This is a genomic window from Bradyrhizobium tropiciagri (genome assembly GCF_018130505.1).
Taxonomy (GTDB): domain Bacteria; phylum Pseudomonadota; class Alphaproteobacteria; order Rhizobiales; family Xanthobacteraceae; genus Bradyrhizobium; species Bradyrhizobium tropiciagri_B.
The window spans coordinates 106,660-133,496 of record NZ_JAFCKH010000011.1 but is presented as its reverse complement, the minus strand read 5'-3'; the positions used below and the strand labels follow the sequence as shown (position 1 = coordinate 133,496).

The window sequence follows — 26,837 nt, the reverse complement described above, 5'->3', positions numbered from 1 at the left end:
GCTCAGGATCTGGCGGACACCAGCGCGGGAAGCTCGGAGAGGCCATGGATGCGGTGATCGGGCGCGACACCGAGCTCGTCCATCTGGGTACGCAGGGCCTTGAACATCGTCAACGGGGTGACGGTGTCGCTCTCGACGCAGGCCAGCGCCATCGCCTCCGGCGTCACCCGCTCGATCCAGGCGACGTTGAGGCCGAATGACTTGGCGCCGCAGGCGTCCCACGGGTTGGAGGAGATGAACAGCACCTCTGACGGTGCGACCTTCAGCACCTCCTCGATCAGCGTGTAGGCCTCGGGCGCCGGCTTGAACACCTTGTGGGCATCGACGCTGATCGTGGCATCGAGCAGCCGGTCGAGCCCTGAATTGCGCACCAGCGCGTTCAGCATGTCGGGGCTGCCGTTGGAGAGGATCGCGAGCTTCTTGTCCTTCATCGCCTCCAGCGCCGCCACGGCGTCCGAATACAGCGCGAGGTGCTGGTACTTGTCGACGATGCGGGCAAAGGTCGCCGCATCATATTGCAGGCCGAGGCTGCGCAGCGTGTAGGCCAGCGAATCGCGGGTGGCGACAGAGAAGTCCTGGTAACGCCGCATCAGGGTGCGCATCCAGGAATATTCGAGCTGCTTGATCCGCCAGATCTGGGTGATGATATCGCCGTAACCCGGAAAGGCGTCCTCGGTGACATCGGCCACCGACTGGACATCGTAGAGCGTGCCGTAGGCGTCGAAGACGATTGCTTTGATGGTCATTGTGTTTTCTCTTGCCCGCCGATCGTCGCATACAGGAATTTCCTGAGAGCGTCGATGGACTGATCGCGGGCCTGCTCGTTGAATTCCAGGCGATGACCGAGCAACTGCCCCGGCGTGCGGTATTGCGGCATGTCGAAATCGTGATAGGCGCCGGGCAAGACGATCAGCTCGATCGGATAGCCGAGGCCGGGCTGCCGCGAGATGCCGTCATCGTCGCGACCCTCCGCCAGGTTCCGGCACTCCTTCGCCGGCGTCCAGTCGTCGAGCTCGCCGACCATGATCAGGGTCGGCACCGTCATGTTGCCCTTGATGGCGAGGCAGCGCGGATAGAAGGCGACGGCGGCGCGGAATTTCTCAGTCGCATTGATTTCGATCGCGCCGCGCTCGACCGAGATCATTGCGAGCCATCCACCTTGCGAGAACCCGATCACGGCAATGCGTTCCGGGTCGACCAGGGATTGCCGGCTCAGGAAGCTCAGCGCGCGATAGGCGTCGCGAACCATTGTCATGGGGACGCCGCCGGTGCACGCGTTGCCGATGCCGCGCGGGCCGAACCGGTCCACGGTGAGCGTGACATAGCCCCAGGCCGCGAGCCGTTTGCCCCAGCGCTCATCGAGCTCGCGCCACTGCCCGGTGCAGCCATGCAGCAACACCACGGCGGGCAGCAGACCCGGCCGCTCCGGCCGCCGCAACAGGCCCTGCAGCGGCTGCGTGTTGCTGAGCGGACTTTCGAACTCGACGAGGGCGGGAGGAGCTTCGGCTGCCGCCGCAGGCTTGCCGTCCGCGCTCCCGATCAGGAGCACGGCGAGGAAAGCGGCACCGAAAGTCGCAAGTCCGGCGAACTTCCTCATCGGCGGCCCCGCAAGCTGGCCGCCCATGATACTCCGTTAGACGCCCAAAATCTTCCGCGCGTTGGCCTTCAGCACCTTGGGCCGGATCTCCTCGCGGATGTCGAGCTTGGCGAAATCGGCGAGCCAGCGGTCCGGCGTGATCACCGGCCAGTCGGAGCCGAACAGCATCTTGTCCTGCAGGATCGAGTTGATGTAGCGCACCAGGATCGGCGGGAAGTATTTCGGCGACCAGCCGGAGAGGTCGATATAGACGTTCGGCTTGTGGGTCGCGACCGACAGCGCCTCTTCCTGCCAGGGGAAGGAGGGGTGCGCGAGGATGATCTTGAGGTCGGGGAAATCCGCCGCGACGTCGTCCATGTACATCGGATTGGAGTATTTCAGCCGCATTCCCATGCCGCCGGGCATGCCCGAGCCGACGCCGGTCTGGCCGGTGTGGAACAGCGCGATCGCGCCGCCCTCATTTATCGCCTCGTAGAGCGGATAGGCCATGCGGTCGTTGGCGTAGAAGCCCTGCATGGTCGGATGGAATTTGAAGCCGCGGACGCCGTATTCCTCGATCAGCTTGCGCGCCTCGCGCACGCCGAGCTTGCCCTTGTGCGGATCAATCGAGACGAACGGGATCAGGACGTCGAGATGCTCGGAGGCGACCTCCAGCATCTCGTAATTGTTGTAGCGGCGGAAGCCGGTCTCGCGCTCGGCATCGACCGGGAAGATCACCGCGGCGATGTTGTTGGAACGGTAGTAGGCTGCGGTCTCCGGCACGGTCGGCGGATGCTTGTGCGGCGACTTGAAATAGTCAGCCATCTGCGCCTGGAAGTCGTCATAGCCGTCGTCGCCATGCATGCCGCAGGGCTCCTCGGCATGGGTGTGGATGTCGATCGCGACGACCTTTTCGATGTCGGGCAGTTTGAGCTTGGGCATTGCGGTCTCCCGGCGGACTGATGTTCGGTTCGGGATAATGATTATACTATATAACGATTTTCGCAAGCCGATAGCGCGAAGCGCCGGCATCGGCAGATCGCGAAATCGTGTTGGGCCATCCGGTCGCGCGCTGTGAGGCGGTTCATACGTGCATGGTCGTCGTGGTGCGATGATGCAACCTGTAATTGCTCGCATCCTTGTTTTGAAAGGTTTTGCACCATGGCCAGTACCCAGCCCAATCTCTACGAGCTCTCCGGTCACGGCATCCACGTCACCTATTCGACGTCGAGCATCACGGGGAAGCCGCTGTTCAGCTATCACGACGCGGTCCAGACCAGGAGCTTCTCCGGTGACGAGATCCAGACCCAGAGTTCGATGCTCGGCTCGCTGGTCAGCGTGTTCCTGATGCGGACCATCGACGGTCCCTCGACGTCGTTCACGCTGCTGGTCCCGGGCGTCCGCCTGCCGACATCCGAGATCGCCAGCATCTCGACCGAGGGCATCACGACGCTGCACAAATTCTCGATCATCGGACCGCCGCTCGGGCAGACCGAACTCTACACCCTGCATCGGCTGCAAGGGACTGCCCGATTCGTCGTGTTCTAGACCGCGCCACGGCCGGACGCCGGGGTCTCGGTCCTGGCGAATGGCGGCGCAGGCGGCCGGGAGGCAGTGCTGATCGGCCTTCCGACCGCCTGTTTTTTCAGCGAATTTCAGGCCACTCCGGAGTTCCAGTCCAGCCGCACGCAGCAGAAATCCGGCCGTTTCGGTTGACATTTGGCGGCCCGATGGCTTAGAAACCGCCCCGTCCCGGGCGGCAGGGCCGCTTGTCGGGATAAATCCCATTTTGCCAGCTTTCGGCATTGATAGGTACGGCCTTCAACACGGGCCTTTCGAAGCAACAGGATTGTCCCATGAAGGTCCGTAACTCGCTGAAATCGCTGCGCGGCCGCCATCGCAACAACCGTCTGGTCCGTCGCAAGGGCCGCGTTTACGTCATCAACAAGGTCCAGCGTCGCTTCAAGGCGCGCCAGGGTTGATCGGCGGTTGATCGGCCGGCCGTTCCCGGCCCCGCAACAGCACTCCTCACAGGTCTTTGACGCCGCGCTGCTTTGCAGCGCGCGTTCGTGCGTCTAGACTTGCTCCATGAGATCGAGACTTCCTGGGCGCAACACCCGCCGGCTGGCGATCCTGCTGGCCGCATTGATCGCCGTGCCCGTTACGGCCGCCGCGCAGGGGGATCCCCGCGTGATCCCGCCGCCGCGGGCGCAGAAGAAGCTGCCGGAGGCGCCGAGCAAGCTGCCGAAGGTTCCGGCCGACCGCGTCCGCGGGCTGGATTTCCTGTTCGGCGCGCTGAAGGCAGCCCCGGATGAAGACAGCGCTCGCCACGTCGAGGCGCGGATCTGGGCGCTGTGGCTGCAGACCCCGAGCGACACCGCCGCGCTGTTGATGGTGCGCGCCAAGGCCGCGATCGACGCCCAGAACATGGATGTCGCGCTGAAGCTGCTGGACGCCGTGATCAAGCTCAGGCCGGACTATGTCGAGGCCTGGAACCGGCGGGCGACGATCTATTACATCAAGAACGATTATGGCCGGTCGCTCGAGGACCTGCAGCAGGTGCTGGTGCGTGAGCCCCGCCATTTCGGTGCGCTCGCCGGCGTCGGCATGATCATGCAGTCGCTTGGCGACGACAAGCGGGCGCTCGACGCGTTCCGCAAGGCGCTTGCCGTCGATCCCTACCTCGAGAAGGTGCCCGAGATCGTCAAATCGCTCACCGAAAAGGTCGAAGGCCGCGATATTTGATCGCGCGCGGTTAACCACGATCTCGGTGATTGGGCAGGAAACGGGAACGTGACTCGCGGGCGCAAGCTCACGCGCAATAGTCTGTCCGTCATGAGCAAAGCCATGAAATCATTGCTGCTGGCCGGCGCGATGATGGTCGCGACCGGAACGGCATGCCTCGCCGACGGCCTCTATTGGGTGGTCGGAAATCGCGCCACGAACAGTTGTCCGATCGTCACGCAGAATCCGGTGATCTACGGCGACATCTGGTTTGGCGACGGACCCTACAAGTCGATGTCGGATGCAAAGCTTGCACGCTCGACGATCGGCGCCTGTCCGAAGGACGATCCGGCCGACAAGGAAGACGACGACGGCGAGACTCGCTAGGACTTTCGATCGCTAGCGGATGACCCGGAAGCGCGTTGAGCGGTTTTCCGGAAGAGTCATGCTCAAGCAAGCCAAAGCGCGATAACGCTTGGTGCAGGAACTTGCTAGTGCAGGAACTTGCCGCGCGGCGCGCTGTCCTGGGCCAGTGCTGCGTAGAACTGCTGCAGCTCCGCCTCCAGGTGCTCGTTGACGAGGAGCAGCGCCCTCAGGGCCCCGCGCAGGTCGCCATTGCAGCTTGCTACGATCTGATCGATGGCCGCATCGCTAGGGTCGGGCATCATGGTACTCCTCCGATATTCCCGTTGAACTCGTCGTGTGGTTGCCCGGTTCCTGTGAATAGCGTGGACAGGAGCAAGAACCGATCCGGTGCTGATGAAGCATCGCGCCTGATGGCGAAATTGGCACCGGCACTCTACGAATTTGCTAATGACGCTGTTATGAACCCGCTATCCACAGGCTGGGCGCATTGTGGACAACTCCGGCCTGGCACGAAACGAGGGGATCAGGTGCTTCCGGCCATCGTCTTCTCCGGCAGGCCTCGTGTGAGGTTGCAACTGGTCCGGCCCGGTCCGCAATTGGACTTGGCGTCGCATGGCGGGATAGCATCGAAACCGGTTCATGCGCCGGCCGTAACTGTCCGGTGCGCAGGATTATCCGGATCGTCTTGATGCTTCTTTTGATCGTCGTGCTTGTGGTGGCCGGGCTGGCCCTGGCCACCCAAGTCGGCGTGGCCCTGATCGAACGCGTGTATCCGCCGCAGGGCCGCATGATCGATGTTGCGGGCGCGAGGCTGCACGTCGTCGAGCTCGGCCCGCGCGATGCGGCAGGTCCGCCGGTGGTGCTGCTGCATGGCGCCAGCTCTAATCTGCGCGCGATGCAGCGGCCGCTCGGCGAGCGGCTCGCGGCGAGGCGGCGCGTGATCCTGATCGACCGTCCCGGCCATGGCTGGAGCGCGCGCGAACGCGTCGAGGATTCGACGCCCGAGATCCAGAGCCGGATGATCATGGAGGCGCTGGCCAGGATCGGCGTCGGGCGGGCGATCGTGGTGGCGCATTCCTGGGCCGGTTCGCTCGGCCTGCGCATGGCGCTGGATCAGCCCGACCGCGTCGCCGGCCTCGTGCTGCTCGCTCCCGTCGCCTATCCGTGGCGCGGTGGCGTCGGCCGTTACAACCGGCTGGTGTCGAAGCCGCTGATCGGGCCGCTGCTCGCCCACACTATCACGCTGCCGCTCGGCCGGCTGGTCGCTGCCTCGGGCGCGCGCGGCGTGTTCGCGCCGCAGCCGATGCCCGAAGATTTCGTCGCCGACAGCGAGACGCTATTGCTGCTGCGCCCGCGCGAGTTCATCGCCAATGCGCGCGATCTCGTGACGCTGAGGGCCGCGGTGAGCGTGCAGGCGCCGCGCTATGCCGAGATCAAGGCGCCGATCTCGATCATCGCAGGCGATGCCGACAAGACGGTGACGACCGGCATCCATTCGCGCCCGCTCGCCGCCACGGCAGCGAATGCAAGGCTGACCGTACTGCCCGGCGTCGGCCACATGGTGCAGTACGCCGCGACCGATCTCGTTGTGTCCGAGATCGAGGCGATGGCGGAGCGGATGGCGCGCGAGGTCGTAACGGCGCAATAGCAGGCAACGACTGTGCTGCGCGCCGCACGAATGTGATCCGGCGAGCCTTGCGCGGCTGCATCGCGCCGAACATCATGGCATGCACGGTTTCGGATTTCGAAAGGACAAGCCCATGCGGATCGACAACATCGCCGACCTGATCGCTGAAACACTCGCCCAGGCCGGCGTGAAGCGCATCTACGGCATCGTCGGCGACAGCCTCAACGGTCTGACCGAGGCGCTGCGCAGCCGCGGGACGATCGAGTGGCTGCATGTTCGGCACGAGGAGGTAGCAGCGTTCGCCGCCGCCGCCGAATCCCAACTTACCGGCGAACTCGCGGTCTGCGCCGGCTCCTGCGGTCCGGGGAATCTGCATCTCATCAACGGCCTGTTCGACGCGCATCGCAGCCGCACCCCGGTGCTGGCGATCGCGGCGCAGATTCCGTCCGCGGAGATCGGCGGCGGCTATTTCCAGGAAACCCATCCGCAGGACCTGTTTCGCGAATGCAGTCATTACTGCGAGCTGGTGTCCGATCCGGCGCAGCTGCCCTACATGCTGGAGAACGCGATCCGCTCCGCGGTCGGCCAGCGCGGCGTCGCCGTGCTGGTGCTGCCCGGCGATGTCGCGATGCGGCCGGCGCCGAAACGCAACATCGCGCCGAATGCAGGTTTGCTGCCGCCGGCGCCGATCGTGCGTCCGGCCGAAGCCCAGTTGAACGCGCTGGCCGACCTGCTCAACAGCGCGCGCCGGGTGACGTTGTTCTGCGGCCGCGGCTGCGCCGGGGCGCATGCCGGGCTGTTGAAGCTCGCCGAGACCCTCAAGAGCCCGATCGTGCATGCGCTCGGCGGCAAGGAATATGTCGAGTACGACAATCCCTACGATGTCGGCATGACCGGCTTCATCGGCTTCTCCTCCGGCTACGCCGCCATGCACGGCTGCGATGTGCTGCTGATGCTGGGGACCGATTTTCCCTACAAGCAGTTCTTCCCGACCGGCATCAGCATCGCGCAGGTCGATATCCGGCCCGAGAATCTCGGCCGCCGCTGCAAGCTCGATCTCGGCATCGTCGGCGATGTCGGCGAGACCATCGCCGCGCTGCTGCCGAAGCTGACGGCCAAGACCGAGCGCAAGCATCTCGACGCCAGCCTCGCGCATTACAAGGATGCGCGCGCCGGGCTCGATGATCTCGCCCGCGGCAAGCCGGGGCAAAAGCCGATCCATCCGCAATATCTGGCGCGGCTGCTCAGCGAGCAGGCCAGCGATGACGCGGTGTTCACCGCCGACGTCGGGACGCCGACGGTCTGGGCCGCGCGTTACCTCAAGATGAACGGCCGCCGCCGCCTGATCGGCTCCTGGGTGCATGGCTCGATGGCCAATGCGATGGCGCATGCGATCGGCGCACAGGCGGCGCAACCCGGCCGGCAGGTGGTGTCGATGTCCGGCGACGGCGGCTTCGCCATGCTGATGGGCGACCTGATCACGCTGACCCAGTCGAAGCTGCCGGTGAAGGTCGTGATCTTCAACAACAGCGTGCTCGGCTTCGTCGCGCTGGAGATGAAGGCGGCCGGTTTCATCGAGACCGGCGTCGACCTGAAGAATCCCGATTTCGCGGCGATGTCCCGCGCGATGGGCATTCACGCCATCCGGGTGGATGATCCCGGCGAGCTCGAGGGTGCGATCCGCGACGTCTTCGCGCACAACGGCCCGGCCGTGCTCGATGTCGTGACCGCGACGCAGGAATTGTCGATGCCGCCGACCATCACGCTGGAGCAGGTCAAGGGCTTCAGCCTGTGGGTGCTGCGCGCCGTGATGAGCGGCCGCGGCGACGAGGTGATCGATCTTGCCAAGACCAATCTGTTGCCGCGCTGATTGAAACGGAAACGTCCGCCCCGGCAATCTGCCCTGGGGCGGACGCTAATCCGAAGCGGAAGGCTTACTGCTTCTGCTTGCCGTCCTTGTCGAAGGACGAGACGTAGGCCCAGAGGTTGTTGGCCTCGTTCTCGTTCTTGATGCCGGCGAATGCCATCTTGGTGCCGGGGATCTTGGCCTTCGGGTCCTTGATGTATTCGAGGAAGGTCGCCTTGTTCCAGGTGATGCCGGAGTTCTTGTTGGCGTCCGAATAATTGTAGTCCGGCGCGGAGCCGGAATGGCGGCCGTCGAGGCCGTTGAGCTCGGGGCCGACCTTGTTCTTGGCGCCTTCGCCGATCGCGTGGCAGGCGAGGCATTTGTTGAACGAGGTCTTGCCGGCGGCCGCATCCTGGGCCAGCGCGGAGGATGCGGAAGCCAGCGATGTGACGACCGCCAGCGCGCTCAAGGTCTTTAGGTTCATGGGGTTCTCTTCGTTTCGTCCCGGGAGGTAAGTGATCGTTTGTGGCACGTCCGGCTTGGGCAGGACAAGCCACGAAACTTTGACAGCTTTCATGACGGCCTGCTTGTCTCAGAGCGAACTCGCCCTTCCGGGTGCGGGCAAGACCGACCTTCGGCCGGCCAATCGAAACAAGATGCGGACGTGGTTGATTTGTCGTAACAAATCGGCAGGCGGGGCGAGGCCTAAAGAAACGCTCGCACAGGCCCCAACAACGCCCCGAGGGAACAGGCGATGTCCATCATGATGCCGGCGGCCGACCAGGCCGTCCTCGATCGCCGCGGCGAAATCGTGGCAGCCTTGCGCGCCATCGTCCCGGGCGAGGGCGTGATCGACAGTGCTGCCGAAATGCTGGCCTATGAATCCGACGGCCTGACCGCTTACCGGCAGCCGCCGATGGTCGTGGTGCTGCCCGACACCACCGAGCAGGTGGCAAAGGTCCTGAAATACTGCCACGGCCAGGGCATCAAGGTGGTGCCGCGCGGCTCCGGCACCTCGCTGTCGGGCGGCGCGCTGCCGCTGGCAGATGGGGTTCTGCTCGGGCTGGGCAAGTTCAAGCGGATTCGCGAAATTGACTTCGACAACCGCGTTGTTGTCACCGAGCCCGGCGTCACCAACCTCGCGATCAGCCAGGCGGTCGCCCATGCCGGCTTCTATTACGCGCCCGATCCGTCGTCGCAGATCGCCTGCTCGATCGGCGGCAATGTCGCGGAGAATTCGGGCGGCGTGCACTGCCTGAAATACGGGATGACCACCAACAACGTGCTCGGCTGCGAGATCGTGCTGATGAACGGCGAGATCCTGCGCATCGGCGGCAAGGCGGCGGAGAATGCCGGCTACGACCTGATGGGGATCATCACCGGCTCGGAGGGCCTGCTCGGCGTCATCACCGAGATCACGGTGCGCATCCTGCAGAAGCCGGAGACGGCGCGGGCGCTGATGGTCGGCTTCGCCGAAGTCGAGGCGGCGGGCGAATGCGTGGCGCGGATCATCGGCGCCGGCATCATCCCGGGCGGCATGGAGATGATGGACAAGCCGGCGATCCACGCCGCGGAGGCCTTCGTCCACGCTGGCTATCCGCTCGACGTCGAGGCGCTGCTGATCATCGAGCTCGACGGCCCGTCGATCGAGGTCGACGAATTGATCAACCGGGTCGAGACCATTGCCAAAGGCTGCGGCTCGGTGACCCTGCAGATCTCCAATTCAGAAGCCGAGCGCAACTTGTTCTGGGCCGGCCGCAAGGCGGCATTCCCCGCCGTCGGCCGCATCTCGCCCGACTATCTCTGCATGGACGGCACCATCCCGCGCGGCGCGCTGCCGAAGGCGCTGGCCCGGATCCGCGAGCTGTCGGAGAAATACGGCCTCGGCGTCGCCAATGTGTTCCACGCCGGCGACGGCAATCTGCATCCGCTGATCCTCTACGATGCCAACAAGCCCGGCGAAATCGAGAAGGCGGAGGCGTTCGGCGCCGACATCCTGCGCTGCTGCGTCGAGCTCGGCGGCGTGCTCACCGGCGAGCACGGCGTCGGCATCGAAAAGCGCGACCTGATGCCGGAGATGTTCACCGAGATCGACCTCAACCAGCAGCAGCGCCTGAAATGCGCCTTCGACGCCCAGGGCCTGCTCAACCCCGGCAAGGTGTTCCCGACGCTGCACCGCTGCGCCGAGCTCGGCCGCGTGCATGTGCACGCGGGCAAGCTGGCGTTCCCGGACATCCCGCGGTTCTAGCCGGCAGCTGCGGCCCTGGAGATCGGGCAGGCGTGCATGGTCTCGCGACCCTTGACGTCGGGATAGTATTGCGGCGCCTCGCGGCGATCGAAACGGCCGTAATCGCGGATGACGCGGACCTTGCGATGGCGCAGGCTTTCGATGCCCTCGATCTGCTTCGGCTGCCAACGGGCGGCGGCTTTTGCATCCGTCCATCCCACCAGCAGCGCCATCTTGCCGGGATTGTAGATGCTGCTCCAGACATCGTGATCGGCCACCGCGCCGTCGTTGACGTCGAGCCCGAGATGGGCGGCCAGCAGATCGGCCTGGTTGGCGAAGGCCGCGCCCTTGGCCGGCGTGATCTCGGTGAACGTCACGACCTTCGCCCGGCCGATTTCGGTCTCGTCGAAACGCTGCTCGCGAACCGGGACTTGCTTCGGCGGGGCGGTGTCGGCGGTGATGTCGCCGACGCGCAGGTGATAGTCGGAGAAGATGTCGAAGCGGCCCTTCTCCTGCACCGAATGGTGCTCGCCCTCGGTCCGCCAGCGGATCACGGATTTCTCGTCGCGCCAGGTTGAATGCGACAGCACCCAGCCGGGCCGCAGCCGGCTTTCGAAGCGCTCATTGTCGATGAAGCCGTCGATCGACTCCAAAATCGGCTTCAGGTGCTTGGCCTGCTCCAGATAATCATCCTTGCGGCCGTCGTTCGGTTGAACTTCGAAGATCACGGAGAACATGGTTCATCCTTTTTTGGTTCAGGTGTTGCCCCGGAGGAAATTGATGGTTTCGTGCCAGAGCGCGTGGCGCATCGTCTCGAGATGCATCAAATGGGTGCCGCGCGAGATCTTGATGTCGCGCTTCTCGGGCGCATTGCTGAATGCGTCGAACAGCCACCTCGCATCGTCGTCGAGCATCAGCCCGTCCCATTCGCCCCGGATGATCGCGACCGGGCTGCGGACCTCTGCCGGGTCGTAGGCGAGCTTGCCGTGCCAGGCCTGCATGATCTCGCTGAACGGGCCGAGCGGCGTCTTCACGCCGGAGGGGTCGCGCGAGCGGCTTTCCGGATCGCTGTCGAGGTAGCGCTGGCTCCATTCCTCGAAATGCGCGCGCGACAACACCGGCGGCTCGTGCGGCGGCACGTCCTCGACGAAGCGATTCCATTGATCTTCCGGCGTCACGATGCGCCAGGCCGGGAAGGCCGGCGCGGTCTCGTAGCGCCGCGGTCCGCGTTGCGCGATCGGGCCGAACATCACCAGCCGGTCGACCAGGGCAGGGTGCATCCCGGCGAAAAGCGCCAGCGGCATCGAGCCCCAGGAGTGCGAGACCATCGAGAGCTTCTCGATATTCTGATGGCCGAGGATGAAGCGCACGGCGGTGCCGATTTGCGCCGCGGCGTCTTCCGCGATGCAGAGCGGCGGATGGTCCTTCGCGGGCCCCGACATCTCGGGATAACGGTCGGAATGGCCGAAGCCGTAGAAGTCGAGGCCCCAGACGTCGAAGCCGGCCTCGATCAAGGCATCGCGCCAAGACCTGTCGTCGAAGCGATGCGCGATCGACAGCGCCGATGGAAAGGTCGCGCCATGGATGTAGAGCACGGCCCGGCGCGGCCGGTCATGTTGAACGCTTCCGGTCAGGAAGCGCAGGAACAGCGACAGGCCGTCCCGCGGCCCTGGAATGCGGAAGTGCTGTTCGTTCGGATCGAGCTTTGTTGCGGCGGAATAATCTGTCATGCGCTGACCTTGCTTGCAGTTCAGTCCTCAGTGGGGAGGTTCCCGTGTTGTCGGCATGGACATCCCGACAACACGGTTCGCTGGCTTCAGTTGCTGGCGATCATTTCGATCGCGATCGAAATGCGCCGACGTCTGCCCGGTCGAGGTCAGATCAAGACGTACTGGGCGCGCTCGCGCTTCGCGAGCAGCGGCAGTGCCTGCTCCGCGATGTAGGTCTTGAAATATGCGCTCTCCTGATGCGCCTTCAGCGCGGCCTCATCGCGGAACAATTCGTAGAACAGGAATTGCGCCGGATTATCCTTGCCGCGGCCGATCAGAAACAGCTTCGCGCCGGGATCCTTCTGCGCTTCGGGCAGGAAACCGTCGAGGATCTCCGCGATCCTGTCGGCCTGGCCTTCCTTGGCTTCCCACTGCGCCACAACCAGAAGGCCTCCGGTATTGATGGCATCGCTGATGGTTCTCGTGCTCATTGCATAGTGCTTCATCCCAATTCCTCCGTTGCTTTGCTGTGCTCGAGATTGCGAGACGGCCCAAGGCGAGACGTTGGCGATCGCCATGATCGCAGCGAATGTGCCGATGGCCGATCGTCGGGTAGACATCGTGGTCGCGACTTCCGAACGCTTCATGATCTTCTCCAGCTGTCTCGCGGCACCGAACCGCAACGCGGGAGATAGTCGATCGCTCCGCGGCTTCAGTTCGGCGATGATCGAATTGTCGATGTCGTGAACAGTTCGATTGGCATCGAAACGTCGTGACGGAGCGTCGTGCAACGTTTCGGCACCGGGCGGGTTACGTTCCGAATTGACGGGAGAACAACCATGACCATCGCCCCGCAACTCGCCGAAGTGGCCCACCTCGTTGCCGATCCCGGCCGGGCCAACATCCTCTCGGCGCTGATGGACGGCCGCAGGCTCTCTGCCGGCGAGCTCGCCGAAATCGCCGGCGTCACCCCGCAGACGACCAGTTCGCACCTTGCCAAGCTGGTCGGGCGCGAGCTGCTGATCGTCGAGAAGCGCGGGCCGCGGCGGCTGTACCGCCTGGCATCGCCGCTGGTCGCACAGATGCTGGAGGGCCTGATGACGGTCGCCGCCGCCGCGGCGCCGCGCTTTCGCCCGGCCTCGCGGATCGACGCCGAGATGCGCCATGCGCGAACCTGCTACGACCACCTCGCCGGTGAGCTCGGCGTCGCCTTGGCGGACGCGATGCGGGAACAGGGCCATCTGGTGCTCGATGCGGATGGCGGCGAGATGACCGCGGGCGGCATTGGCTTCCTGACCGGCCTCGGCGCCGATCTCATTGTGCCGGCCGGCAGCCGGCGGCCGTTCTGCCGCCCGTGTCTCGACTGGAGCGAACGGCGTCCGCATCTCGCCGGACGGGTCGGGGCCGCACTTGCCGACCTGGCGTTCCGGCAGGACTGGATCCGGCGCCGGCCACGCGGCCGCTCGGTCGAGATCACCGAGGCCGGGCTTGCGGCGTTCAGGAGTCATTTCCGCGCGCGCATTTGATTTCGGAGCCGAATTTGGGTACCGGCTAGCGTGTGGATACGCTCAAGGTCAGAGACGCCAAAGACGTCGAGGAAGTGGTGCGCGCGGCGATCGCCGGCGAGCAGCCGCTCGAGATCATCGGCCATGGCACAAAGCGCGCCATCGGCCATCCGATGGCGACCAATGCGGTGCTCGACGTCTCGGCGCTGAATGCCGTCACGTCCTACGAGCCGAACGAACTGATCATCACGGTCGAGGCCGGCGCGCCGCTCGCCGACGTGCAGTCGCTGATCGACGCCAAGAACCAGCAATTCGCCTTCGAGCCGATGGATAGCGCGGTGCTGCTCGGCGCTGCGGCGGCCGGCACCATCGGCGGCATGATCGGCGCCGGCCTCGCTGGTCCCCGCCGCATCAGGGCCGGCGGCGCCCGTGATCACCTGCTCGGGGCGCACGCGGTGTCCGGGTTCGGCGACAGTTTCAAGACCGGCGGGCGGGTGGTGAAGAACGTCACCGGCTACGACCTCTGCAAGCTGCTCACCGGGTCCTGGGGCACGCTCGCGGTCATGACCGAGGTGACCATCAAGGTGATGCCGAAGCCGGAGAGCGAGCGGACGCTGGTCCTGCACGCGCTTGACGAGGTCACCGCCAACAAGGCGATGACGGCGGCGCTCGGCTCGCCCTTCGACGTCTCGGGCGCCGCGCATCTGCCCGCCGCCGCGCTGCGGTCCGGGGCGGAGGCGTTCGGCTCCCTCGCAGGCGCCGGGCAGGGGGTGACGCTGGTGCGGCTCGAGGGCATCGCGGCCTCGGTGGCGCACCGCGCCGGCTCGCTGAGCCAGGCGCTGTCCTCATACGGGACGGTCGACAGCCTCGCCGACGCCGCCTCGGCAGCGGTCTGGAGCGCGCTGCGCGACGTCAGGCCGTTCGCCGCGAACGGCACGCTTGGCGCATCGCCGGTGTGGCGCATCGTCTGCCCGCCGGCCGTGGGCGGGACGCTCGGCCAGGCGCTGGCGCGCGAGACCGGCGGCGAGGTGATCTACGATTGGGGCGGCGGACTGATCTGGGCCGCGGTGCCGCCCGGCGCCGACGCGCAGGCCGCGCTGGTTCGCAAGCAGGTCGAGGCGATCGGCGGCCACGCCACGCTGCTCCGCGCCAGCGACGAGGTGCGGCGCAATGTCGACGTGTTTCAGCCGCAGCCGGCAGGGCTCGCCGCGCTCGGCGAGCGCGTGCGGGCGAGCTTCGACCCGAAGTCGATCCTCAACCGCGGCCGGATGAAGCGAGGCGGGGCCGCATGAAGACCGAATTCTCCCTGACGCAACTCGCCGATCCGGACATCAAGGAAGCCGACAAGATCCTGCGCGCCTGCGTGCATTGCGGCTTCTGCACCGCGACCTGCCCGACCTACGTCCTGCTCGGCGACGAACTCGATAGCCCGCGCGGCCGCATCTACCTGATCAAGGAGATGCTGGAGAAGGACAAGCCGCCGACACCTGACGTGGTCAAGCATATCGACCGCTGCCTGTCGTGCCTCGCCTGCATGACCACCTGTCCGTCGGGTGTGAACTACATGCACCTCGTCGACCAGGCCCGGGTCCGTATCGAGCGGGACTACACTCGCCCTCTGAGCGAGCGGCTGTTGCGCTCGGTGCTCGCCTACGTGCTGCCGCGGCCGGGCCTGTTCCGGATCAGCATGATCATGGCCGGGCTGGCCCGTCCGTTCGCGGCGCTGCTGCCGACCCCCTCGGTCGGTGCGGCAAGCCCCGGGCTGCTGCGGCGGATCAAGGCGATGCTGGCGCTGGCGCCGCGCGGCCTGCCGCGGCCGGGTCCGGCGCCGGGAACCGTGTTCGCTCCGCTCGGCCGGCGGCGCGGCCGGGTCGCGCTGCTGCAGGGCTGCGCCCAGCAGGTGCTGGCGCCGCGCATCAACCAGGCCGCGATCAATGTGCTGACGCGCCACGGCATCGAGGTCGTGCTGGTCAAGGACGAGCAATGCTGCGGCGCGCTGACCCATCACATGGGGCAGGACGGCGACGCGCTCGCGCGTGCGCGCGCCAACATCACGGTGTGGCAAAGCGAAGCGGACCGCGGCGGGCTGGACGCCATCCTGGTGACGACCTCGGGCTGCGGCACGGTGGTCAAGGACTACGGCTATCTCTTGCGCGAGGACACTGCGTTCGCTGAGCCGGCCAAGCGAATCTCCGCGCTGGCAAAGGATATCACCGAGTATCTCAGCAACCTCGAGCTTGCGCCTTCGACGCTCAGCGATGATGTCACCGTCGCCTATCACTCGGCTTGTTCGCTGCAGCACGGACAGAAAATCAGTCAACTTCCGAAAGAATTGCTTTCCAAGAATGGATTCGTGGTGAAAGATGTGCCTGAGAGCCATTTGTGTTGCGGTTCGGCGGGCACCTACAACATTCTCCAGCCCGACATTGCGAGCAGATTGCGCGATCGCAAGGTCGCCAATATTGCGCTTGTCAAACCGGACATGATCGCTGCGGGCAATATCGGCTGCATGGTTCAGATAGCCGGCGGTACGTCAGTTCCTGTGGTGCACACGATTGAGCTTCTCGATTGGGCGACAGGAGGTCCCCGGCCAGGATTGAATTGATCGACTGCCACTCGAGCATGATCCGGACCTGGAGACTTGCACTGGCGCAACGCCAGGAACCGGCGCTCCCCCGCGACAGACAGCAAGCGTTTGCGCAGGGGATCATGCGCGGCAAGCGAAGCGGGTGACGCTTCTTGCGAGGCGCGTTCGCTGTCCGGCAAGCGATCACTTCAATCCGCCCGGCGACGTCACATCAGCGGCAACAGGAGGACTATGATGGCGAAGTCGAAGAAGGCGAAGAAAAGCAAAAAGGCCAAAAAGGCCAAGAAGGCAGTAGCAGCCAAGAAGAAGTCGGCGAAGAAGTCGGCGAAGAAGTCGGCCAAGAAGGCTGCGAAGAAGTCCGCCAAGAAGTCGGCAAAGAAATCCGCAAAGAAGGCTGCCAAGAAGTCGGCGAAGAAAGCCGCCAAGAAGGCTGCTCCCAAGAAGGCTGCAAAGAAGGCCGCCGCGAAGAAGGCCGCTGCACCCAAGGCCGCCAGGAAGAGCGCACCGAAGAAGGCTGCCGCGCCGAAGCAGGTCGCTCCGCCCCCGCCGGCACCCGAGCCCGAGCCGCAGCCGGCTCCGAGCTGGGCCACGCCGAGCCACGAACCGGCCCCGGGCTGGGTCGCCGGCACCGCCGACGGCGGCGAGCAGCACTAGCTCTTCCCACAACCGGAGCGCTTTGAGCGGCGCGCCGGGTTGCAATCGTATTAACCGTGAAGGCCGCAGCGGATGCCGCTGCGGCCTTTTCCGTATCTGCCGGCCGGTGATTCCTTGCGGGGGCCGACTCGCGGAGTGGCCGCCCGAAAGGCCACAGTTCAGGTCGATGCCGGCCTCGTTCAACCGCAACGGGAGGCCTGAAATTGTTGTGCCGGCGCAACACTCGCCGATCAACGTGCGGCAATGTGGCTGGAACGCCTAAAAAGTCAGCACATGCTTGTCTTTTTGGCTTCTCCGGAATGTGACCACGTTTCAGATTGGCCACACGCGATTTAGTTGCAGTCCGTTATCGCGCGCCCTGGGGGGCCTTCGAAGCGGGGCTGTTTGGACACCAGATGGGGATCGTCATGAAGAAACTGGCTTTGTTAGCAACGGCGCTAGCAATGATCTCGAGCTCGGCAATGGCAGCTGACATGGCGGTGAAGGCCGTCAAGGCGCCGCCGCCGGCTCCGTTCGATCCATGGGACGTCGCCTTCGGCGCCGGCATCATGAGCGACTACATCTTCCGCGGCGTCACCCAGTCCAACCACAATCCGTCGGTCAGCGCCTATTTCGAGCCGCGCTACAACGTCAACAAGGACCTGCAGCTCTATGTCGGCGTCGCCGGCGAGAGCATCTCGTTCGCCAACCGCGCCGCGGCTGAAATCGACGTCTACGGCGGTATCCGCCCGACCTTTGGCCAGTTCGCTTTCGACATCGGTGTCTGGGGCTACCTGTATCCGGGCGGCACCTGCTACTACGGCGGAGGTGCCGTGACCGATACTGCCGGCAACCCGCTGAGCCCGGAGTGCCAGGCCAACACCCTGACCAACTTCAACGTCATGAAGCGGGACGTCAGCTTCTTCGAAGTCTACGGCAAGGTGACCTACACCATCAACGACAACTGGGCGTTCACCCTGAACGAGTACTACTCGCCGAACTTCCTCAACACCGGCGCCTGGGGCAACTACACCTCGATCATCGGCAAGTACACCGCGCCGGCTTTCGCCAACGGCGTCGGCATGTATGTGTCGGGTGAATTCGGCCGGCAGTGGCTCGGCACTTCGGACAGCTTCTACGGCGTCCCGGCGTTCCCGAACGGCATCAAGTATGCCGACTACAACACCTGGAACATCGGCATCGGCTTCACCTACAAGGTGTTCACGCTCGATCTGCGCTACTCCGACACGGATATGTCGAAGGGTGACTGCAGCGCCTTCACCAGCGATTACACCGCCGGCGGAACCACCAACGTCACCCCGATCAATCCGGGCGGCACGGGCTCCAACTGGTGCGGCGCGGCCGGCATCGCCAAGCTCTCGGTCGACCTGACGGCGGCGTCCAACCTGAAGTAAATCTCTCCTGACGGAGAACCGAAGGGGGCGGCAGAGCAATCTGCCGCCCCTTTTGCTTGGGCGATCGCGCGGCCTGCGAACGGCATTAGCGCGGCAGATGGGCTGCACCTCTCCCGCTTGCGGGAGAGGGAGCCCAACGCCTTCGAGCCACCTACGACGCGGCGACCTTGGCGGCGTCGTGCAGGGTGAAGTGGTCGCCCTCGCGAACCAGCGTGATGTTGCGCTGGTGGAAGGCTTCGAGGGTCGAGCGGTGGCCGATCGAGACCACGGTCGCATCGGGCAGCTTGTCGTCGACCAGCCGGTAGAGTGCGGCCTCCGACGGCTCGTCGAGCGAGGCGGTGGCCTCGTCGAGGAACAGGAACTGCGGCCTGTGCAGCAGCGCGCGGGCGATGCCGAGGCGCTGCTGTTCGCCGAGCGACAGCATCCGGTTCCAGTGCGCCTCCTCGTCGAGCCGTGTGGCGAGCTGCGGCAGGCCGACCGCGGTCAGCGTGTCGCGGACCTGCCCGGCATCGAACTTCGCGGCTTCGCCGGGATAGACCACCGCGTCATGCAGCGATCCGATCGGCAGATATGGACGCTGCGGCAGCATCATCAGCGTCGCGTCGCGCGGGATCTCGATCGCGCCGCTGCCGTAGGGCCAGATGCCGGCGACGGCGCGGAACAGCGTCGACTTGCCGGCGCCGGACGGGCCGGTGACCAGCGCGCGTTCGCCGGGACGGAAGCTGAAATGGCTGGCCGAGACCAGCGGTGCGCCGTTCGGCAGCTTGACCAGCAGCTCCGGCAGCGCGATCTCGCCGCTTGATGCGGGCTTGCCGTGGATCGAGGCAGGGTCGTCAGCCAGCTTTTCGGCGCTGGCGATCGACTGCTCGAAGCCGTCGAGACGGGCAACGGTCGCGCGCCACTCGGCCATGGTGCGATAGGCGGTGACGAAGAAGGACAGCGCGTCCTGCACCTTGCCGAATGCCTCGGCGATCTGGATCAGGGAGCCGAGCTGCACCGTCTTGCTGACGAAATAGGCCGGCCCCGCCAGCACGAAGGGAAAGATCACCGACGCCTGGGCATAGCTCTGCGTGAACGCGGTCAGCCGCTTGGTTCGGCTCATGATGCCGTACCAGTTGCCGACCACGCGGGTGAAGCGCTCGGACAGCCGTCCGCGCTCCGCGACTTCGCCCCTGAGCAGCGCGATCTGCTCGGAGTTCTCGCGCACCCGCACCAGGTTGAAGCGGAAGTCCGCTTCGAGCCGCTGCTGATGGAAATCGAGGTTGACCAGCGGCGAACCGATCCACTGCGTCAGCATGGTGCCGAAGATGGCGTAGACCAGCGCGGCCCAGACCAGATAGCCCGGAAACGACACGTCGCTGCCGAACAGCAGCAGCGGCAGCACCGCCGAAAGGCCCCACAGGATCACCACGAAGGAGACGAGCGTCACGATCGAGCTCAATAGCCCGACGCCGATCGCCAGCGTCTGGCTGACGAACTGCTTGACGTCGTCGGTGATGCGCTGGTCGGGGTTGTCGGCGGCGTCGCCGGCGAGTTGCATACGATAGTGGTTGGCGCCGTGGATCCACTCGCCGAGATATTTGTTGGTCAGCCAGTTACGCCAGCGGATCTGGAGCCACTGGTTGAGATAGAGCTGGTAGACGCCGAGCACGACCGAAACCGTCGCCAGCCCGCAGAACACCATCGTCTCGTACTTGAATGTGTCCCAGTCCTTGTTCTGCAGCGAAGTGTACCAGCGGTTGCGCCACTGGTTGACCAGCACGTCGTTTGCGACCAGCAAAAGCTCGATCGAGATCACCGCGCCAAGCAGGCCGCGGCCGGCCCATTTGTCCTCGGATCTGAAATAGGGGGAGGCGATGCGCCACACGATCGCGAGCGTCGAGCGAATGTTGTTCACAGATTATCGTCTCCGGGGAAGAGGCCGCAAAGGCCTGAAGAATCGGGATAATCGAACTATCATACGACTAAAGTCGTAGAACTGGCATGCAAGCGTTGGCTTGTCCCGGTGTTGTAGTCAACTCTAGCATGTCGACAACGGCGAGGGGCGGGGGACCTTCGAAATTTCGCGAGGATGTGAGCGATCCTTAACGATCGTCCATCTAGCGAGCCGGGCTCAAGCATACACGACGAACTCCCGCGATCGCACCAGTCGCTCCTGCCTGCAGCACAGGCCGGGCACTGCATAAAAATGGGGGGATCCCAAGATGAACACCTGGAATCAAATCTACAACCCGCTGGGTAATGCCGCGCTATCGACGGTCGCAGCCGCCATTCCCGTGGTCACGCTGCTGGTGCTGATCGCCAGCGGCAAGGTGAAGGCGCATATCGCCGCCATCATCGCCGTGATCGTGACCAACCTGATCACGATCTTCGTCTTCACGATGCCGGCCAACATGTCGATCCGCGCATCGATCCTCGGCATCGTGACCGGCTTCTTCCCGATCGGCTGGATCGTGCTCAACGTCATTTTCCTCTACCAGGTCACGGTGAGGTGCGGGAAGTTCGAGCTGCTGAAGCGCGCGGTCGGCGGCGTCACCGAAGACCGCCGGCTCCAGTTGCTCCTGATCGCGTTCTCGTTCGGCGCGTTCTTCGAGGGCGCCTCGGGCTTCGGCACCCCGGTTGCGATCACCGGTGCGGTGCTGATCGGCCTCGGCTTCTCGCCGCTGGCGGCCTCGGGCCTGTCGCTGATCGCCAACACCGCGCCCGTCGCCTATGGCGCGCTCGGCACGCCGATCCAGGGCCTCGCCTCGGTGACCGGCCTCGATCCCTACATCCTCGGCGCGATGGTCGGCCGGCAGCTGCCGGTGTTCTCGATGATCGTACCGTTCTGGGTGGTGTGGGCGTTCGCGGGCTGGCGCGGCATGAAGGAGGTCTGGCCGGCGATCCTGGTCACCGCGGTGTCGTTTGCAATCCCGCAATTCGTGATCTCGAACTACATCAACCCCTGGATCGTCGACATCGGCGCCTCGCTGATCTCGATGGGCGCGCTGATCCTGTTCCTCAAGGTCTGGCAGCCGCGCCAGCTCTGGCTGTCGCCGGCGCTGCGCGGCCGCGATGAATCGGCTTCGACGATGGCCGCAGCCCCGCCGCTCGACAAGACGCCGCTGACGCAGGGCGAATTGTGGAGCGCGATGCTGCCGTGGATCATCGTCTGCATCCTGATGCTGATCTGGGGCAACGGTGCCTTCAAGGCCTGGGCCAACGCCAACTTCGTCTGGAACTATCCGGTTCCCGAGCTCGACAAGCTGATCATGAAGGTGCCGCCGGTGGCAGCCAAGCCGACGCCGGAAGGCGCCGTGTTCGGCTTCACCTATCTGTCGTTCACCGGCACCGGCATGCTGATCGCAGCGATCATCTCGGGTCTCTTGATGGGCTTCTCGCCGCTCAAGCTGATCGCCGAATATGGCCGCACCATCCGCCTGTGCGCGATCTCGCTGATCACGATCTCGGCGATGCTCGCGATCGGCACGCTGACCCGGCTCTCCGGCGTCGACGCCACGCTCGGCCTCGCCTTCGCGGCGACCGGCGTGCTGTATCCGTTCTTCGGCACGCTGCTCGGCTGGCTCGGCGTGGCGCTGACCGGATCGGACACGGCCTCGAACGTGCTGTTCGGCAACCTGCAGAAGATCACCTCCGAGCAGCTCGGCCTGTCGCCGATCCTGATGGCGGCGGCGAACTCCTCGGGCGGCGTGATGGGCAAGATGATCGACGCACAGTCGATCGTGGTCGCATCGACGGCGACCAACTGGTACGGCCACGAGGGCACGATCCTGCGCTACGTGTTCCTGCACTCGATCGTGCTGGCGTGCCTCGTCGGCCTGTTCGTGACCCTGCAAGCCTATGTCTATCCGTTCACCGAGATGGTCCTGAAATAGCTCGCTCGAAGCGTAGCAACCCCCCGCGGCATTGCCGCGGGGGTTATCTGCCGGCGATTCACGGAAGCAGCCGGCAAATCCTCGAGATCACGTCTTCCAGCACGTGCGCATCCAATCGCAATATTCTTTGCGATGTCGACAACAAGCCGTGTTCGTCCACGCGGAACCGCGCCCATAGCGGGCTTCCCTCGCGCGCCAGGATGCAGGGAAAGCTGTGGTAGGCGGTTGTCCGCCTGCAGGTGACGATAATGTCCGCACCGGCGGACGCGGATTCAAGTGCATCCTCGATGCGGAGTGCGCCATCAGACGCCATGATCACCATCGTTCCGTCGCATCGCAGGAGCGACAGGGCCGAGCAGATCGACGCCCTGGCAATTTCCGTCGGATCACGATGCTCGCTCGAAAGCAGATTGTGGAAGATGGCGCCATGGTTCTCATAGATGAAGTGATAGGTCTCCCCGCACAGGCTGATCTCGCGGGGAAACCTGCCGATGTATTGGTTGCGGACGAAGGGAGGGCAGCACTCACTGTAAAGCCGTGACAGGCACTGGTCGTCGGCCATCGGCGCCGTGATGTGGCCGTACACATCGTCCCAGCGAAATCTCAAATAGGGATTGAGGGGCGTCAGGGAGACGATGTCGATCGTTGCAAGGGGTAACAGCCGGCTGACTGCGGCACATGCAATGCCGGCCCCTGGCCCAAGCTCCAGAACCCGAACGTCCGCACTCTCGCGGTACAGATCAAGGATCCACCTGGCGATCAACGACAGTGGCCGGGTATTGGTATATTTCAGCAGGAGCGGCGCGCCGGCGTCGTCGCGAATATGGCTATAGTCGTCGGCAATCGGTGGCTCACCGCTGCCGTTTCCAAGCCGGTAGTGGATCCGGCCATCCTGCGCGGCCCGTCGAATTCCTTCCGCGTACCAGCTGCTTCGATCCGGTCGATCGTGCTCGTAGCCACGATCTTCCGGCAGCCCTGTACGCGGCACGGCCAGATCACACGATCGGCTTTGCAGCCGGATCCTGGCTCTGCCACCAGTCCAGGAAGTCAGCGACCATTTGCGGAGACCAGTGTGGTTCCCCGATCGGCATGCGGCCGCTGGCGACGGACGCGTGAATTTGCGTGGCGTAGTAAAGCACGTTGGCCTCGTCATGCAGATCCATGACCTTCGGCCAGTTCGCCGACACGCGCTTCATGTGTTCGACGTCCATGTCCGTGAAGTACGCCTTTATCGTAGGCCAGGTCACCGCCATGTGAATCCTCCTGTCATCCAAGACTTGAAGCGGAAATATCTATCGTCGTTCCGGGCCGTGCGGCCCCGCAGGTCAATCGGCGCTATTTCGGCAATCGAACCGTCTGGCTCTCTCCCGTCTTGCCGTCGACCGACATCCGGCAGATGTAGAGGTCGCCGCCCAAACGCCTTCCCTTGTCGTCCGTGCCGTCCCACGTGACCGTGTGCCGGCCGGCCTTCTGGCTTTTTCCGTCGACGAGCGTTCGCACGTGAAAGGCGAAGTGATTCCATATTCCGACAAAGACGCTCGCGGCGTCTTGCGGGAGCACATAGGTGATTTCGACGGAACGGCTGCTGAAATTGGTGGTGTAGGACAGCGCCAGGCCCGCAGGTTGCGGGACCGCGCGCTTCGCGACAGCGATGGCGGCCGTCGGCGCACCAGGCGCCGCGCGCTTGTAAACCTGGGCGCCGCTGCAGTACCCCTTCGAGATCGGGCTGCCGAGGAAACGATAGCGATTGATCTTGATGCGCGGGTCGGTGGCCGGATCACCCGGCACATTGTTTTGCGCGGTCCACGATTTTCCGCCGTCGACAGTCAGGCTATTGAACAGACCTTCGAAATTGTCGGCCCATCCGCCAACCCAGCCGGATTGCCCGTCGATGAAGCCGACGCCTTCGAGATCCATGTTGATCGACTGACCGGCAGCGTCCACGATTGGCAGCCGCACCCAGGTCTCGCCTCCGTCGGTTGTCTTCAGAATGGCCGCCGTGGTGAAATTCTCCAGCGACACGAAACCTGTCTTGGCGTCGAGGAACTGGATCTTCCATCCCCACTCGCCGCAATCGAATCCGGCAACGCCGGCAGCCTTGTTGACCCAGGTCACGCCGCCGTCGGTGGTCTTCAGCACCACCGGCTTGAGCTGTGAATATTGCGGGTGGGTCTCATAGCCGGGCTTGATTGCGGGACACGAAGATTCCTTTTTCCCGCCGACGATCCATCCGGTGTTCTCATCGGAAAAATAGACGTCGATCAGATTGTCGGCGTGCTGGCTCAAATCGACATGCGTCCACGTCGCGCCGCCATCCGTGGTCTTGACCAGTCCCGGGCCGGGGAGGTCCGGGTCATTGGTTCCGGCGCCGTAAACCACCTTGTCGTTGACCGCGAACATGCCGCAAATGCCGGCAGGCGAAGTGTCGGGCATGTTCGGGATGTTGTTCCAGCTTGCGCCGCCATCGGTGGTCTTGTGCAGCAGCACCTGCAGATAGTCCTTGTTGCCCGAGTCGAAAACCGTGACCGCCCCGACCCACCCGATCTTCTCGTTGGCCCATCCCATGCAACGCAGATAGGGGAATCCCTTGGAATTTGGATCGATGAATTTCTTCGTCGTCCAGGTCTCGCCACCGTCGAGTGTCTGACTGACCTGACCATTGCTGTTCACCAGCCAGCCGATCCTGTCGTCGAAGAACCAGATGTCGTCGGTCCGGGAGATTGCCGTCGGCGAGTTCGTCGCCACCCACTTCCATTCGTTTGCCATGCTCATGGATCAATTCCGTTTGAAGTCGCAAATGACGAGGCCCGCAGGCCAGCTGAGTGAAATTGGTGTCCAGACAAATCCCTCAAGGAAACAATGGGCGTGTCGCAGCCCAGATATGGCTCAGGCCGCCGTCGAAGCCACTCGGGCCGGACGGCGTGCCGAGCATGTTGCCGTCGTCGAAATGACAGTCGAAGCAGTTGCTCGGCTGGAAAAACGTTTCCATCGTCGAGTTGGCCATCTGCGGCGTGCCGACTATCACGCCCTTGCTTGGCGGGCCGCCGCCGAGAACCCAGGTCGCACCGACCAGCAGGTAGTTCTGCCGTGCATCGCCGGCGGCCAGCAGGCCGAGGACATTCTTGTTGAGGGACACGATGTCGGTGTTGTTGGAGGTGAACTGGGCACTGGACGACGCGGTTCCCCAAGGGTTGATCCGGACCACGTCGCTTGGGCCGATGGTCTGGCCGGTCACTGCCTTGAGAGCTGTTCCCTCTGGCGAGATGCGCTGATTGTTGGGATTGGCGGCCGTTGCGCCGGTCGACGAAAACAGCCAGCCGCCAGGCCCGTCCGCCGGTTGGGTGCCCATGTCGTTCGCCGTCGTGGTGAATGTGTATTGCGGATTGGGGCTGTTGTTGACGTGTTCGAACGTGGCCCACAGCATTTCAGGATGATCGAGCGTGCTGCCGACGATGTGGATGCCGACCAATGCGAGCTTGGTCTGTTTCGTGTCCGCCTGAACCGACCGGGTGTTGTTGGGCGTCGTCAAAGGTGGATTGTAGGTCGGGATCGTCGCGTCGATCGTGATGTAGTCATCAGGGTTGGCGAGGCCGGTCGTCTCTATCCATGACGACTTCACCTCGACGGCCATTGCGACATTGTCCGGAAATGCGGATTTGGTGAATGGCGCGGGCGCCTGTTGCGCGACGGTGGTGATCTGGCCGAGACCGCTGCCCAAGGTCGGGAAGGTGGTCGGCGTCGGATTGGTGATCTTGTTGTTCTTCATCCCGGTGTTGAAGTAGGCCCATACGTCATTGACCTGCAGCAGGTAGAAGACGAGTGATCCGTTCTGCGCCATCAGCGCGCCGCCGCCCGCCTGCCCCTCTTCGGTCTGGACCACCGCGCCCGACGTCGTCACCAGTTGTGGACGCCCGTTCACCAGTACGGTGTCCGCCCGCAGGGCAAGCGGTGCACCGGTGTCGCTGAACAGCGTCGGTGCGCCACCACGCGTCGCCTGGAAGTCGACCCGCCGGTTCGCCCGGTCGAGCAGGATTGGCTTGCCGTCGGGCGCCGCCTGAACGTTGTCGATCTCGACCGACTGGCCCGCTCTGTCGCGCGCCAGCAATTTCCCGTTCGGCCCGACCGCCGCGCGAACGACGTCGTGGATTTTTCCCTTGCTGTCGAACACGACCTCCTGACCCTTGTTTCCGCGCTGACTGATGAGCGGCAGGAACGGCAGGGACCGGCCGGGCGCGGCAGGAATCAGGTCACGTTGTCCGCTCGAATCGAGCGGAGATACCGCAAAGAAGAGCGGGGATTCGAACACGTGGGCGCCGCCGCCGGCGCGCGACGGAGCCGGCGAGGTCAGCCAGAGAAACATCTGCGCCGACCACTTGTAGAACGAGCACAACGAGTTCGGCGTGAACGCGAAGCTGTTTGCGGGCTGAACGCCGCCGTTCTTCGAGACGGATCCGGACTCGAATATGCCGTTGAACTCCGCCGGCGTGAAGACGCAGGTCGACATCACGTTGGGCGGCAGCGTAGTCCCGGCATTCGCGCTCTGACTCAGGAACGCAAGCGTAAACGCCGCCAAGAGAGAACAAGCGCGGTGTCGTGATCCAATGTGATTATCGATACTCAACGCTTCCTCCTGGCAATCGAAATGAAGGGCGGAGATCAACTTGAAGTTGATCACAGCAGCGCGCGACGTGCAACAACGATTTACAACCTTTGGGCGTGTTGTCGGATGGTCGCCCGCCCATCGGCA

General features: G+C 64.4%; 26 protein-coding genes. 13 read left to right on the top strand and 13 right to left on the bottom strand.

What is annotated here, in order from left to right:
* Positions 1–2: 2 nt before the first annotated feature.
* The 3 genes from JQ633_RS26680 to JQ633_RS26670 are packed head-to-tail and all read right to left on the bottom strand — an operon-like array spanning position 3 to position 2,518.
* Positions 3–746, bottom strand: coding sequence for a haloacid dehalogenase type II (locus JQ633_RS26680; protein WP_211988077.1), 744 nt, complete (start codon positions 744–746; stop codon positions 3–5).
* Positions 743–1,597, bottom strand: coding sequence for a dienelactone hydrolase family protein (locus JQ633_RS26675; protein ID WP_211988076.1), 855 nt, complete (start codon positions 1,595–1,597; stop codon positions 743–745). The genes JQ633_RS26680 and JQ633_RS26675 overlap by 4 nt, the downstream gene beginning before the upstream one ends.
* A gap of 36 nt (positions 1,598–1,633) precedes the next feature.
* The gene (locus JQ633_RS26670) at positions 1,634–2,518 is read right to left on the bottom strand and encodes an amidohydrolase family protein (protein ID WP_211988075.1); all 885 of its coding nucleotides are present in this window, start codon (positions 2,516–2,518) and stop codon (positions 1,634–1,636) included.
* Positions 2,519–2,737: 219 nt separating this feature from the next.
* Between JQ633_RS26670 and JQ633_RS26665 the strand changes: the two genes are divergently transcribed.
* From JQ633_RS26665 to JQ633_RS26650, 4 genes are all read left to right on the top strand, one after another.
* Positions 2,738–3,124: a hypothetical protein gene (locus JQ633_RS26665; RefSeq protein ID WP_211988074.1), complete on the top strand. Its 387-nt coding sequence runs from the start codon at positions 2,738–2,740 to the stop codon at positions 3,122–3,124.
* A gap of 308 nt (positions 3,125–3,432) precedes the next feature.
* The gene (gene ykgO, locus JQ633_RS26660) at positions 3,433–3,558 is read left to right on the top strand and encodes a type B 50S ribosomal protein L36 (protein ID WP_002718645.1); all 126 of its coding nucleotides are present in this window, start codon (positions 3,433–3,435) and stop codon (positions 3,556–3,558) included.
* A gap of 106 nt (positions 3,559–3,664) precedes the next feature.
* Complete coding sequence (locus JQ633_RS26655) at positions 3,665–4,321, top strand: tetratricopeptide repeat protein (protein WP_211988073.1); 657 nt, start codon at positions 3,665–3,667, stop codon at positions 4,319–4,321.
* 102 nt (positions 4,322–4,423) lie between these two features.
* Positions 4,424–4,687 carry a hypothetical protein gene (locus JQ633_RS26650; protein WP_211988072.1) on the top strand — a complete coding sequence of 88 codons (264 nt, stop codon included), beginning with the start codon at positions 4,424–4,426 and terminating at the stop codon, positions 4,685–4,687.
* 104 nt (positions 4,688–4,791) lie between these two features.
* Here JQ633_RS26650 and JQ633_RS26645 read toward each other — a convergent pair whose 3' ends face one another.
* Positions 4,792–4,968 (bottom strand): hypothetical protein, encoded by a 177-nt coding sequence (locus JQ633_RS26645; RefSeq protein WP_211988071.1) that lies wholly within the window; start codon positions 4,966–4,968, stop codon positions 4,792–4,794.
* Positions 4,969–5,354: 386 nt separating this feature from the next.
* On the opposite strand from JQ633_RS26645, the gene JQ633_RS26640 reads away from it, so the two are divergent.
* The gene (locus JQ633_RS26640) at positions 5,355–6,314 is read left to right on the top strand and encodes an alpha/beta fold hydrolase (RefSeq protein ID WP_211988070.1); all 960 of its coding nucleotides are present in this window, start codon (positions 5,355–5,357) and stop codon (positions 6,312–6,314) included.
* 112 nt (positions 6,315–6,426) lie between these two features.
* A complete protein-coding gene (gene poxB / locus JQ633_RS26635) occupies positions 6,427–8,163 on the top strand; it encodes a ubiquinone-dependent pyruvate dehydrogenase (RefSeq protein ID WP_211988069.1) in 1,737 nt (578 codons plus the stop codon).
* Positions 8,164–8,227: 64 nt separating this feature from the next.
* Here the strand turns inward: poxB and cycA are convergent, their stop codons facing one another.
* Positions 8,228–8,623, bottom strand: coding sequence for a cytochrome c-550 CycA (gene cycA, locus JQ633_RS26630; protein ID WP_028333007.1), 396 nt, complete (start codon positions 8,621–8,623; stop codon positions 8,228–8,230).
* A 270-nt stretch (positions 8,624–8,893) separates the two neighbouring features.
* Between cycA and JQ633_RS26625 the strand changes: the two genes are divergently transcribed.
* On the top strand, positions 8,894–10,387 hold the full coding sequence (locus JQ633_RS26625; protein WP_211988068.1) for an FAD-linked oxidase C-terminal domain-containing protein: 1,494 nt from the start codon (positions 8,894–8,896) through the stop codon (positions 10,385–10,387).
* Here JQ633_RS26625 and JQ633_RS26620 read toward each other — a convergent pair.
* From JQ633_RS26620 to JQ633_RS35545, 3 genes are all read right to left on the bottom strand, one after another.
* The gene (locus JQ633_RS26620) at positions 10,384–11,103 is read right to left on the bottom strand and encodes an antibiotic biosynthesis monooxygenase family protein (RefSeq protein ID WP_211988067.1); all 720 of its coding nucleotides are present in this window, start codon (positions 11,101–11,103) and stop codon (positions 10,384–10,386) included. The genes JQ633_RS26625 and JQ633_RS26620 overlap by 4 nt on opposite strands.
* A gap of 18 nt (positions 11,104–11,121) precedes the next feature.
* Positions 11,122–12,096, bottom strand: coding sequence for an alpha/beta hydrolase (locus tag JQ633_RS26615; protein WP_211988066.1), 975 nt, complete (start codon positions 12,094–12,096; stop codon positions 11,122–11,124).
* A 146-nt stretch (positions 12,097–12,242) separates the two neighbouring features.
* Positions 12,243–12,950 carry a putative quinol monooxygenase gene (locus JQ633_RS35545; RefSeq protein ID WP_349631616.1) on the bottom strand — a complete coding sequence of 236 codons (708 nt, stop codon included), beginning with the start codon at positions 12,948–12,950 and terminating at the stop codon, positions 12,243–12,245.
* Between JQ633_RS35545 and JQ633_RS26605 the strand changes: the two genes are divergently transcribed.
* The 5 genes from JQ633_RS26605 to JQ633_RS26585 all read left to right on the top strand — a co-directional run bounded on the left by JQ633_RS26605 (position 12,915) and on the right by JQ633_RS26585 (position 18,215).
* A complete protein-coding gene (locus tag JQ633_RS26605; RefSeq protein ID WP_211988065.1) occupies positions 12,915–13,601 on the top strand; it encodes an ArsR/SmtB family transcription factor in 687 nt (228 codons plus the stop codon). The two genes, JQ633_RS35545 and JQ633_RS26605, sit on opposite strands and share 36 nt — an antisense overlap.
* A 32-nt stretch (positions 13,602–13,633) precedes the next feature.
* On the top strand, positions 13,634–14,872 hold the full coding sequence (locus JQ633_RS26600; RefSeq protein ID WP_211988064.1) for an FAD-binding protein: 1,239 nt from the start codon (positions 13,634–13,636) through the stop codon (positions 14,870–14,872).
* Positions 14,869–16,185, top strand: coding sequence for a glycolate oxidase subunit GlcF (glcF, locus tag JQ633_RS26595; protein WP_211988063.1), 1,317 nt, complete (start codon positions 14,869–14,871; stop codon positions 16,183–16,185). The genes JQ633_RS26600 and glcF overlap by 4 nt, the downstream gene beginning before the upstream one ends.
* Before the next feature lie 216 nt (positions 16,186–16,401).
* Positions 16,402–16,821 (top strand): histone, encoded by a 420-nt coding sequence (locus JQ633_RS26590; RefSeq protein ID WP_211988235.1) that lies wholly within the window; start codon positions 16,402–16,404, stop codon positions 16,819–16,821.
* 407 nt (positions 16,822–17,228) lie between these two features.
* Positions 17,229–18,215 carry a TorF family putative porin gene (locus JQ633_RS26585; RefSeq protein ID WP_211988062.1) on the top strand — a complete coding sequence of 329 codons (987 nt, stop codon included), beginning with the start codon at positions 17,229–17,231 and terminating at the stop codon, positions 18,213–18,215.
* Positions 18,216–18,366: 151 nt separating this feature from the next.
* Here the strand turns inward: JQ633_RS26585 and JQ633_RS26580 are convergent, their stop codons facing one another.
* Positions 18,367–20,112, bottom strand: coding sequence for an ABC transporter ATP-binding protein/permease (locus JQ633_RS26580; RefSeq protein ID WP_211988061.1), 1,746 nt, complete (start codon positions 20,110–20,112; stop codon positions 18,367–18,369).
* A 307-nt stretch (positions 20,113–20,419) separates the two neighbouring features.
* Here JQ633_RS26580 and JQ633_RS26575 point away from each other — a divergent pair, with 307 nt between their 5' ends.
* Complete coding sequence (locus tag JQ633_RS26575; RefSeq protein WP_211988060.1) at positions 20,420–22,090, top strand: L-lactate permease; 1,671 nt, start codon at positions 20,420–20,422, stop codon at positions 22,088–22,090.
* 58 nt (positions 22,091–22,148) lie between these two features.
* On the opposite strand, the gene JQ633_RS26570 is transcribed toward JQ633_RS26575, so the two are convergent.
* The 4 genes from JQ633_RS26570 to JQ633_RS26555 form a co-directional block, all read right to left on the bottom strand.
* A complete protein-coding gene (locus JQ633_RS26570) occupies positions 22,149–23,078 on the bottom strand; it encodes a hypothetical protein (RefSeq protein WP_211988059.1) in 930 nt (309 codons plus the stop codon).
* 7 nt (positions 23,079–23,085) lie between these two features.
* Positions 23,086–23,343: a hypothetical protein gene (locus tag JQ633_RS26565; protein ID WP_211988058.1), complete on the bottom strand. Its 258-nt coding sequence runs from the start codon at positions 23,341–23,343 to the stop codon at positions 23,086–23,088.
* A gap of 82 nt (positions 23,344–23,425) precedes the next feature.
* On the bottom strand, positions 23,426–24,856 hold the full coding sequence (locus JQ633_RS26560) for a YCF48-related protein (RefSeq protein ID WP_283812830.1): 1,431 nt from the start codon (positions 24,854–24,856) through the stop codon (positions 23,426–23,428).
* 82 nt (positions 24,857–24,938) lie between these two features.
* Positions 24,939–26,765: a hypothetical protein gene (locus tag JQ633_RS26555; RefSeq protein ID WP_211988056.1), complete on the bottom strand. Its 1,827-nt coding sequence runs from the start codon at positions 26,763–26,765 to the stop codon at positions 24,939–24,941.
* Positions 26,766–26,837: the final 72 nt, after the last annotated feature.

Excerpts from the sequence above, each read along its gene's own strand:
- JQ633_RS26680 (WP_211988077.1), bottom strand. The coding sequence starts at position 746 with ATGACCATCAAAGCAATCGTCTTCGACGCCTACGGCACGCTCTACGAT.
- JQ633_RS26675 (WP_211988076.1), bottom strand. The coding sequence starts at position 1,597 with ATGAGGAAGTTCGCCGGACTTGCGACTTTCGGTGCCGCTTTCCTCGCC.
- JQ633_RS26670 (WP_211988075.1), bottom strand. The coding sequence starts at position 2,518 with ATGCCCAAGCTCAAACTGCCCGACATCGAAAAGGTCGTCGCGATCGAC.
- JQ633_RS26665 (WP_211988074.1), top strand. The coding sequence starts at position 2,738 with ATGGCCAGTACCCAGCCCAATCTCTACGAGCTCTCCGGTCACGGCATC.
- ykgO (WP_002718645.1), top strand. The coding sequence starts at position 3,433 with ATGAAGGTCCGTAACTCGCTGAAATCGCTGCGCGGCCGCCATCGCAAC.
- JQ633_RS26655 (WP_211988073.1), top strand. The coding sequence starts at position 3,665 with ATGAGATCGAGACTTCCTGGGCGCAACACCCGCCGGCTGGCGATCCTG.
- JQ633_RS26650 (WP_211988072.1), top strand. The coding sequence starts at position 4,424 with ATGAAATCATTGCTGCTGGCCGGCGCGATGATGGTCGCGACCGGAACG.
- JQ633_RS26645 (WP_211988071.1), bottom strand. The coding sequence starts at position 4,968 with ATGATGCCCGACCCTAGCGATGCGGCCATCGATCAGATCGTAGCAAGC.
- JQ633_RS26640 (WP_211988070.1), top strand. The coding sequence starts at position 5,355 with ATGCTTCTTTTGATCGTCGTGCTTGTGGTGGCCGGGCTGGCCCTGGCC.
- poxB (WP_211988069.1), top strand. The coding sequence starts at position 6,427 with ATGCGGATCGACAACATCGCCGACCTGATCGCTGAAACACTCGCCCAG.
- cycA (WP_028333007.1), bottom strand. The coding sequence starts at position 8,623 with ATGAACCTAAAGACCTTGAGCGCGCTGGCGGTCGTCACATCGCTGGCT.
- JQ633_RS26625 (WP_211988068.1), top strand. The coding sequence starts at position 8,894 with ATGTCCATCATGATGCCGGCGGCCGACCAGGCCGTCCTCGATCGCCGC.
- JQ633_RS26620 (WP_211988067.1), bottom strand. The coding sequence starts at position 11,103 with ATGTTCTCCGTGATCTTCGAAGTTCAACCGAACGACGGCCGCAAGGAT.
- JQ633_RS26615 (WP_211988066.1), bottom strand. The coding sequence starts at position 12,096 with ATGACAGATTATTCCGCCGCAACAAAGCTCGATCCGAACGAACAGCAC.
- JQ633_RS26605 (WP_211988065.1), top strand. The coding sequence starts at position 12,915 with ATGACCATCGCCCCGCAACTCGCCGAAGTGGCCCACCTCGTTGCCGAT.
- glcF (WP_211988063.1), top strand. The coding sequence starts at position 14,869 with ATGAAGACCGAATTCTCCCTGACGCAACTCGCCGATCCGGACATCAAG.
- JQ633_RS26590 (WP_211988235.1), top strand. The coding sequence starts at position 16,402 with ATGGCGAAGTCGAAGAAGGCGAAGAAAAGCAAAAAGGCCAAAAAGGCC.
- JQ633_RS26585 (WP_211988062.1), top strand. The coding sequence starts at position 17,229 with ATGAAGAAACTGGCTTTGTTAGCAACGGCGCTAGCAATGATCTCGAGC.
- JQ633_RS26575 (WP_211988060.1), top strand. The coding sequence starts at position 20,420 with ATGAACACCTGGAATCAAATCTACAACCCGCTGGGTAATGCCGCGCTA.
- JQ633_RS26565 (WP_211988058.1), bottom strand. The coding sequence starts at position 23,343 with ATGGCGGTGACCTGGCCTACGATAAAGGCGTACTTCACGGACATGGAC.
- JQ633_RS26560 (WP_283812830.1), bottom strand. The coding sequence starts at position 24,856 with ATGGCAAACGAATGGAAGTGGGTGGCGACGAACTCGCCGACGGCAATC.